Here is a 9143-nt window from a genome sequence, read left to right on the forward strand (position 1 = left end):
ACGTTGCACCTCGAACGACTACGCTTCAAACGCATGCTGGATTGGATCGTCCACCAAATCGTCGCCGTACTCCACGACGGCTCAACACCTTGCGTTGAAACCGGACCTTAACACGTGACTTGGCACTACTGAATGATGAACAGAAAACAACGGCGAAAGGCGCGTGCAGCGTTCCGATGACTGCTCGCTCATCACTCATCACTTAGCGATCCTCGCTTCCTCCATTCATCATTTTGCATTCTGCATTAACGCGCATGTCCTACTTTCGCCCTGACATCGACGCCTTGGTGGGTTATACGCCCGGCGAGCAGCCGCAGGCGGGCAAGTTCATCAAGCTCAATACGAACGAGAACCCGTATCCGCCTTCGCCGGCCGTGGCCCGGGCGATTCACGCCGTGCTGGAGCGTGGGCTGGCAAAGTATCCCGACCCGTTGGCCACCGGCTTCCGCTCGCGCGCGGCGGCGGTACTGGACGTCGACCCCGACGCGATTCTCTGCGGCAATGGCAGCGACGAGATATTGACGCTCGTCACGCGGGCCTTCGTGGCCCAAGGCGATCTGCTCCGCCTGCCGCATCCCAGCTACATCCTCTACAAGACGCTGGCCGAGATTCAGGGCGCGCGCAGCGAAGAGATTTCCTTCGAGCGCGACTGGTCGCTCGCCAATCGATTCGCCGAGTCAGCCGCGGGGCTGCGATTGGCATTCTTACCGAATCCGAACAGCCCCTCGGGCACGATGCTTTCGCCCGCCCGGATTCTGGAACTGGCCGAGCGCCTCCCCTGCCCTCTTCTGGTTGACGAGGCGTACGTCGACTTTGCCGATACCCATTGCCTGAGCCTGGTTGCGCAGAATGAAAAAGTGATGGTGTCGCGCACGCTCAGCAAGTCGTACGCGCTGGCGGGGCTGCGCTTCGGATTTATCGTCGCGCAACCGCACATCATCGCCGGCTTGCGAAAAGTGAAAGATTCGTACAATTGCGATGCGCTGTCGATCGCGGCGGCCACGGCGGCCATCGACGATCAGGTCTGGTTGAGCGAAAATCGGGCCAAGATCATCGCAACGCGCGGCCGGCTGACGGCGGAGCTGCGCGCCCTCGGCTTCGCGGTCCTCGATTCGCAGGCGAATTTCGTGTGGGCCACGCACGCTGACAGGCCGCTTAAATCCCTCTACGAGCAATTGAAACAGAACCGCATCCTGGTCCGTTACATGGATTACGCCGGCTGGGGTGACGGGCTAAGGATTTCCGTCGGCACCGACGAGCAGATTGATGCCTGCCTGGGGCTCTTAAAGACTATGATTTAGGACCAGGAATTCGATCGTCTCGCTGGCCTTCACACTCGCCTTTCCATGACGCAACAAACCGACGAAGCACGAGCCGCGTTCCGCCATCGCGTGCTAATGAATCGCGTTGTCGCCGTCGCGCTCCTGGCCCTCATCGCTCTTACCCTGTATTTCTGGTTTCACGAACCTGCCCCCAAGGAGCACGCGCTGCGCATGACGGCGGGCGATCCCTTGAATCATCGCTATCAGTTGGCACTGCTCCTTAAAGAAGAGGCGGCCAAGCACGACCTGCAACTTGAGATTGTCGGCAACTGGGAATCACAAGATGCGCTGACCAAGCTGGCGACCGACGAGCTCGATATTGCCTTGACGCTGGGCGACTTCGACATTCCCGACGAGCATTTGCGGCAGGTCGCCGTGCTCAATCGCGAGGTGATGCATTTGTTCGTCCGGCCCGAACTCATCGATGGCGGGCTGAAAGGTCTGCGCGGCCACACGCTCAATCTGAACGTGCCCGGATCGAACACGCATAAGATGTCGCACCGCATGTTGCACCTGGTGGGGCTCGAGTCGGGGCGCGATTACACGGAAGTCGAGCTGCCGCACGCCGAGATCATGACCCGGACGGCGGATGAACTGCCCGACGGCATTTTCGTGATCACTTCGCTGCCGTGGGGCGAAGTCGGCGACCGTCTCGTAGGGCAACTTGGCTATCGGCTGATGGAGCTTCCCTATGGCGATGCCGTGTCGTTGCGCAATCCTTCGGTGCGCGACGCCGTGATTCCGGCCTATAGCTATGGCATCAATCCGCCGGTGCCCGATCGACCGCTGCACACGCTCGGGCAACAGTTGTTGGTGGTCGCCCGGCGCGAGACGCCCAGCGCCGCGATCGAACGATTGATGACCGTCATTTTCGAGAGTGAGTTCGGCCGGCGGGCGCGCCTGTCGACGCTCAGCCCTCTCGCCTCGCGCGACGGCAACGAATTCCCCATGCACGCCGGGACACTCAAGTATTTGCACCGCAACGAACCGCTGATCAAAGCCGACTCGATCGACAAGTTGGAAAATCTGCGCAGCTTCCTGGTCTCGGCCGCGTTGGCCTGTTTCTTGTTCTGGCGCTGGCAGAAGCGCCGCAACATGATTGGCTTCGAGTCCTATATCGACGCGGTCACCGAGCTGGAATTGGCGGCCATGAACATGGATCGGAGCGGACCGGTCGATTTCGCCGAGTTGAAGCGCCTGCGCGGTCGTTTGACCGAGCTGAAAACGGAAGCCCTCGAGCGCGAAGCCGAGGGGGTGCTCAGCGGCGATGACCAGATGAGCAGTTTTCTCACGCACGTCTCGGACGTGCGCAATTACTTGGATTCGATGCTCAGTCGCGAACCGCCGCCGTCCGCCCCTATCCGGCGCGCCGACGCGGATCCCGACTTGGAAACCGTTCAAAATACGGAGCGCAGATGACGCACGCCTGGCACGACGTTTCTCCCGGCCCGAAGTCGCCGGAAGAATTTACCTCGGTGATCGAGATTCCCAAAGGCTCCAGCGTGAAGTACGAGCTGGATAAGGAAACGGGGCTCTTGAAGCTTGACCGTGTCCTTTATTCGGCCGTCTATTATCCGGCCAACTACGGGTTCATCCCACAGACGCTGGCCGAGGACGACGATCCGCTCGATGTCCTGGTGCTCTGCCAGGAACCGGTGGCGCCGTTGACGCTGGTCCGCTCGCGGCCGATTGGCCTGATGACGATGATCGACACTGGCAAACGCGATCACAAGATCCTGGCCGTCGCGCTCGACGATCCCGAGTACAGCAGCTATCGCGAAGCGAACGAGCTGCGGGCCCATAATCTTGCCATGCTGCAGCGGTTTTTCCTCGACTACAAAACGCTGGAAGGCAAGGCCGTCGAGGTCGAGGATTTTCAGCCCGCCGCCGCCACGATCGGCGTGATCAACGAGGCACTCGAACGCTATAGCGCCGTGCGACGTCGCGGCTTTCAACGCACGGGCAAAGCCTCGTAGCAGGGCCCGGAATCGCCGGAGGCGCCGATTTTACGTGGTATTCTTGAAGACATGACACGCACCGCCCACATCGCGCGCCAAACGGCAGAAACCTCGATCGAGCTGGACCTTGCGCTCGACGGCTCGGGCAGCGCGCAAATCGCGACCGGCGTCGGCTTTTTCGACCACATGCTCACGCTGCTGGCCCGGCATGCGGCGATCGATCTGTCGATCCGCGCGCAGGGCGATCTGCACGTCGATCAGCATCACACGGTGGAAGACGTCGGCATCTGCTTTGGCCAGGCGCTGCGACAAGCGCTGGGCGACAAGGCCGGCATCCGCCGCTACGGCCATTTCACGCTGCCGATGGAAGAGACGCTGGTCACGTCGGCCATCGATCTGAGCGGCCGTTATTATCTGGTGTTCCAGGCCGAGTTCAGCCGCGCCAAGATCGGCGACTTCGACAGCGAGCTGGTCGAGGATTTCTGGCAAGCCGCGGCGGCCAACGCACTGATGAACCTGCACGTCGTGCTGCACCACGGCCGCAACAACCACCACATCGCCGAAGCGATTTTCAAAGGCACGGCCCGCGCCCTGCGCATGGCCGTCGAGCCCGATCCGCGCATGACGGGCATTCCCAGCACCAAGGGAACGCTCAGCTCCTGACCGTTCGTCACGCGGGCGGGTCGGCCATCTAATGCGGCGATAATGCCGTTAGCGCATTGCGTGCGATCTACCACGACGCGGCGATGACTTCGCCTTGGTCGCGCGTCGACAACTCGTCCAACACAGCGGACGAGATTTCATAACCGATGAAATGGACCGAACCGTCGGCCATGGTCCAATTGCCGCCGCCAGAGTGCAGGCTCCAGAAGTGATCCTGATCGCAGCCGTTTTCGAGCCTGCCCGGCGCGTAGGTGACGGGATAGCTGCAATTCTTGTATCCCGAGATGCGCGACGGTGGCGCGTCTGTCTTCACCACGGTTGGATACATGATAATGTCCCAATCGTTTCGGCCGGCCCACCAACCCCAGTCGCCCGTTTCGGCGGGGCCGGGCGGTCGTTCCCCCATGAGCAGACAATTGCTCGTACCATCGCCAATCATCACGAGCGTGGCCCCAGTGTTATTCTTGATCCACCCGCCCAGGATGCCGGTATCGCCATCGACCGTAAAGCGCTCCATGCGACGACGCCCCGCCACGCCAGCGTAATTCGTCAGTCCACGCGTGCCGAAGTCGGCGTAGATGGTCGAGGCGCTCTGACCGCTGGTGACCGGATGTTCGGGACATAGAAAGGCCGGTATGGGCGTGCCTACCCAGGGACCTTCGTGTATTCCTGCCTGCTGGGGTGTAGTGGCATAAATGTTCCCGGCTTCGAGGAAAGGCATTATGACGCAGGTCCAGCCCGTCTGATCGTAACCGTAGATGGGAAAACGCTCGTACACCTCGTAGTAATTCAGCACGGCCAGGCCGAGCTGTTTCATCTGGTTCGCGCACGACATCCGCCGCGCCGCCGCACGCGCGCTCTGCACCGCGGGAATCAAGATGGCTACAAGAATGCCGATGATCGCCAGCACGACCAGCAATTCGATCAACGTGAGTCCGCGGCGCTGGGAACGCATCATCGGCGGTTTTGGCGCGAATACCTCTTCCAGTACACGAGCGAGCAAAGTGCTCCGGCCGACATGAGTGCCAGCGTGCCCGGCTCGGGAACCGCGGTTGCGGCGTTCGTGCTAGGCAATGTCTGCAACCAGTTGGAGGAGATCAAGGCAAGGTCTTGACTGTTGACGATGCCGTCCTCGTTGACGTCGCCGGCCTGCAACACGCCGGTTTGTAGCCAATTGCTCGAGACTGCGGCCAAATCCTGGCTATTGACGATGCCGTCGTTATTGGCGTCGCCATGCAGATAGGGGACGGCGCTTACGACGTAGTTATCGAAGTAGCCGTTGTCCGCCGAATTCGAAAATGTGCCAATGTCGAGCGCCGCGGCGACGATATCGACCGACGATTGTGTGACAAACGGCACGCCCGCGGCCAGTGGTACGCCGTTCATCGTCAGGTTGACCGTGCGGGTCGTATAGTCCAAAGTGAAATCAAAATGCACGAAACTGCCCGCGCTGATCGGGGCGCCGTAAAATTCGGAGCGAATGCCCGTGCCGTTGGGGTCGATCTGTCCTTGGCTGTTGATCGGCACCGACACGAACGCCCGGATCTGTCCATTGTCGTCCTGCAGCCCGAATCGGCTTGTCCGATTTACGCCATCGTCATAGACATCGATCGCGTAAACGGGACTGCTATCGACGTCATTTGGCGACAGCGTACGGGCCATATCAACCTGAATGTCGACTCTCTCGTCCGGCCCAGGTGCGTAAAAGATGCCGGGGAATGCAAACGAGGCGTCGTTCAATCCGCCGCCGTTGGCTTGCACAGCCTGCGCCCCTGAGGCCACGGTCGAGGATTCGACGACATACGCCGTGGGGCTTCCCCCTGCGGATTGCCAAGGATTGTTGTCATCCTGGCCGATTAGAGGGCTTCCCGCCGTGAACGTCGGTGCTTCAAAGCCGTTTGAGTTGTACAGGATCGTCTGACTACGGGCACTTGCCACGAGGGAAAGCACCAACAGAGCAGGCAGAGGACGAGCGAGGAGATTCGAGCGCATGGTGATCCTTCTAAAGCGGAGCAACGAACAGCATCTGTGCCGTCGCCCGAGAGCAATTCGCACGCCGTGAGCGGGCGAAATCGGAGGGTGTTGGTCGCGATCGCGCCCGTTCCGCCGCACAGTAGTCGCTTTTGACCGATCGCCTGTTCGTACGGCCACCCGGATCGCGGCGCGGGCAGATGAAATATGCGGCGCGCGTGGCGAATTCTTCGCCGCACCGCGATACTACCTATGAGGGGCTATAAGAGCGGTTCCGCTCACTTCCCCGCCGCCGCGCGGCTGTCGAATGATGCCGGCTCTTGTGACAAATTGACCCTCATGCGGTGCGGGAGCGGTTCGAGGTTACCTTTTTTATCTTCGGCAACCGCGAGAAGTTCGACGGTTTGCGTCGTTGGCGCAAGTTGCAAAACAATCTGCCAGTCCTCCAGGCCTGCACCGGCCACGAGCGGTGTGGCCTCTTGCCCGTTCACCGTGACACGCTTGATGGTTCCATTGTCAGCGGCAATTCCATAAACCAACAGCCGACCGTCATCCCGGGCTTCGTAGCGTGTGATAACCGTCGTTGGCGGCAGATCGTCAACGGTATCGTCGAGAGATCGCTCGTAATCTTCCGCGAGCGTCGAGTTGCCCCACGGTTCGAAGATGTCCGCCGTGTCGATCCGTTTCATATTCAGCTTGCGATATTCGTGTGCGTCCATGCGGGTTTTAAAAATTCCGTAGGTGCAATCGATGGCCTCGACGCCGTCGAGCAGCACCGAGGGCGATCCACCGTGAAAGACCCACTGGCTCTCCCACACGCGCAAGTTGCGAATGATGAAGGGATGCCTGGTGTCCGGCCCGACACCCTGGACGTCTCCGCCTTGAATCCTTGAGAGGTCGGGGTTCGGTTCTCGCAGCATGCGATAGTCTTCTGCGTCGGAAACGTGGCGAATGCCGCCCAAATTCAGCGCGAAGCGTCGCTGGGAATGGGCCTCGTTGTCGTCGAAGCGTACAAAGGGAAGCGTGCGGATATCGACCTCCGCGAGTTTTCCATCAGCTTGCGGAACAGCCAGCACCGGAGAGAATTCGGATGTCTGCGTTGCCTCGAAGCGGTAACCGTACTGGTCGCACTCGGCGGCAACATTTCGTGTGAACGTATTCAGGCAGTTCGCCCACCAGAAACCGGCTCCCTCGTTCTCGTCGTAAGGCAACATTTGCTTCGGTAGCGGCGCCGCGTGCCGAGCCTGCACGGCCAGGTTTCGATCGAAGACGTTGAACACTTCGGTGCCGTCCTCCAGAAAGAAGCCATGGCCCAGGCTGTTGTATCCCACGCAGTCGCGCACCAGCAGGTAATCGGTTCCGTGCACGGTGAGCCAGCGGTTGTCGCTGTCATGAATCGAGGCGCCGACGACCGACGCGCCACGCATCGAATCGCGACACAGATGAAAGTGAAGGCTGTATCGCCCCAGCACGCCGCGCTTGCCGAGATGCCGAAACTCGGCATAGGAAATGGAACCCTGCGAGTTGGCATGGTACATCGTGTGGCCACGAATGCCGCCGGGATCGGCTGATTCGATCACGACATTGCGGCTGAGATTCGCCACCTCGCCGCGAAACTCTCCTTCGCAACGATGTCGATGCGCGAGCGGCTCGTCGAGCACCAGCTTCGTGCCAACGACGGACTTGATCGTGCGTTCTTCTGAGTGGCTGCGGTCACGGACCGTGGGAATGACGCGCCGCTCCTTATCGCGAAATTCGAACAGCGACGTACCGGCCGTGGTGGGTATCAAAACTCGATCGCCGGAACGCCAGCCCGACACTGGCTCGGCCAATTCGATTTCGGTCGCTCCGTCCTTGACCGTGGCGGCGAGTTTCACCCAGGTGCGATTCATCGGCGCACCGTGAAACTCCATGCGGCCGCCGCAACACACGATCGCTGGGCATGACTCTTTGTCCATCCCTTCGAAATAGACAAGGCGGATGAGAGCCGAGAATCCTTCACCCAGCGGATGGTCATGTGTTCCCACCAGGAGCGCCGGCCGCGCGGACCAGGGACCTTCCGGCGCCGAATGCTCGTCGCAATCGAAACCTTCTTCGCTGACGTCTTCTCCGGCTTCGACCTTGATCAGGCCCACGTCCAATCGTGTGTCGCGATCCGTAGCAAATCGCAATGTGCCGGCGATCTTCAGCACGCGAATCGTCACGTCACTGTGGGCGTTGTAAAGAATTGAGTGCTCCGGGCGAATCAGAACGCGATCGCCGTGGGCTGGTATGCGGCCGTTGCTCCACACCGACGCGTCGGTCCATACTCCGCTGGCCACTGTACGAACAATGTCAGCCGCGAAAGACAATCTCGCCGACGAGAAAAACACGGGCAAAAAGATCAATGTTAGCAAGCGGGTGCACAGGGCCAGTCCGCGTGAGCGCTGGCAAACAAAGAATCGTGGCATAAGCTCGCCTCTCTCGTTCAATGTGGTCGATCACGCGCGTGCTTTCATCGCGCAGAACGGAATTTGCCGACGTCGCAACCAGGGAACTCCTGGGGCAACGTCGCATCTATTATTGGGTAAGTAAGCTGCGGAATGAAATGCGCCCCGCCGCGCACGTCCCTACGAATCCAGCGGCATCCGCTTGCCTTGGGCATGACTGGCCCGGGCTTGCAGCACGACCGCCAAGGCCCGGTAGGAATCTTCCAGGCTCGACGTATTGCGCACCAGACTGGTCACGGCGCGATGAAACTGGCTGAGCAATTGCTCGCCGACCGGGCGCTCGCTTTCCAGCGACTCCTGGTGCCGACCGAAGCTGTCGAACCAGATGAGCGTGCTGGGCAAATCGATGAAGGCGATCCCCTTTTCGCACGCCACTTGCAAGGCGGCCGGCGGCCGGAATGCCAACGCCTCGTGCCAGGACGATTGCATGTACCGGCCACAGCTAATTTGCGCGGTGGCGCTCGTACCCGGCTCTCCCGGACCGGAAAAGTCGAGGCTCATCATCTGATAGTCATCTTCCAGCACGTCCCCCGCGGCCTTGTGCCGCATGCCCAGCACCGAAGTGGGCGGCCGTCCGACGACGTACGTACACCAATCCACCAACTCGATCAGGTCGCTGGTCGGCGAGCTGTGAATGCTGCTCTTGGCGCTTGCCGCGGATCCGTGCTGCTCGACGGGCACGCGCGAGTGACAGAACAATAGCCGCGGGTTGCCCAGCCGCGTGGCGATCAGCTCCTTCA

8 protein-coding genes are annotated in these 9143 nt (G+C 60.7%); 4 read left to right on the forward strand and 4 right to left on the reverse strand.

The features are described from left to right. Positions 1 to 254: 254 nt before the first annotated feature. The 4 genes from hisC to hisB all read left to right on the forward strand — a co-directional run bounded on the left by hisC (position 255) and on the right by hisB (position 3943). The gene (gene hisC / locus VHD36_20515) at positions 255 to 1301 is read left to right on the forward strand and encodes a histidinol-phosphate transaminase (GenBank protein ID HVU89725.1); all 1047 of its coding nucleotides are present in this window, start codon (positions 255 to 257) and stop codon (positions 1299 to 1301) included. A gap of 96 nt (positions 1302 to 1397) precedes the next feature. Then, on the forward strand, positions 1398 to 2741 hold the full coding sequence (locus VHD36_20520) for a TAXI family TRAP transporter solute-binding subunit (GenBank protein HVU89726.1): 1344 nt from the start codon (positions 1398 to 1400) through the stop codon (positions 2739 to 2741). Beyond that, complete coding sequence (locus VHD36_20525; GenBank protein HVU89727.1) at positions 2738 to 3298, forward strand: inorganic diphosphatase; 561 nt, start codon at positions 2738 to 2740, stop codon at positions 3296 to 3298. Before VHD36_20520 ends, VHD36_20525 begins: the two co-directional genes overlap by 4 nt. Positions 3299 to 3349: 51 nt before the next feature. Further along, on the forward strand, positions 3350 to 3943 hold the full coding sequence (gene hisB / locus VHD36_20530; GenBank protein HVU89728.1) for an imidazoleglycerol-phosphate dehydratase HisB: 594 nt from the start codon (positions 3350 to 3352) through the stop codon (positions 3941 to 3943). Positions 3944 to 4010: 67 nt separating this feature from the next. Here the strand turns inward: hisB and VHD36_20535 are convergent, their stop codons facing one another. The 4 genes from VHD36_20535 to VHD36_20550 all read right to left on the reverse strand — a co-directional run. Continuing rightward, a complete protein-coding gene (locus VHD36_20535) occupies positions 4011 to 4901 on the reverse strand; it encodes a DUF1559 domain-containing protein (GenBank protein HVU89729.1) in 891 nt (296 codons plus the stop codon). Next, positions 4898 to 5935, reverse strand: coding sequence for a dockerin type I domain-containing protein (locus VHD36_20540; protein HVU89730.1), 1038 nt, complete (start codon positions 5933 to 5935; stop codon positions 4898 to 4900). Before VHD36_20540 ends, VHD36_20535 begins: the two co-directional genes overlap by 4 nt. 257 nt (positions 5936 to 6192) lie before the next feature. Then, positions 6193 to 8235 carry a G8 domain-containing protein gene (locus VHD36_20545; GenBank protein ID HVU89731.1) on the reverse strand — a complete coding sequence of 681 codons (2043 nt, stop codon included), beginning with the start codon at positions 8233 to 8235 and terminating at the stop codon, positions 6193 to 6195. 288 nt (positions 8236 to 8523) lie between these two features. Continuing rightward, a partial coding sequence (locus VHD36_20550) for a gfo/Idh/MocA family oxidoreductase (GenBank protein HVU89732.1) occupies positions 8524 to 9143 on the reverse strand: 620 nt, incomplete at its 5' end.

The sequence above is a fragment of the Pirellulales bacterium genome, from assembly GCA_035546535.1.
Taxonomy (GTDB): Bacteria; Planctomycetota; Planctomycetia; order Pirellulales; family JACPPG01; genus JACPPG01.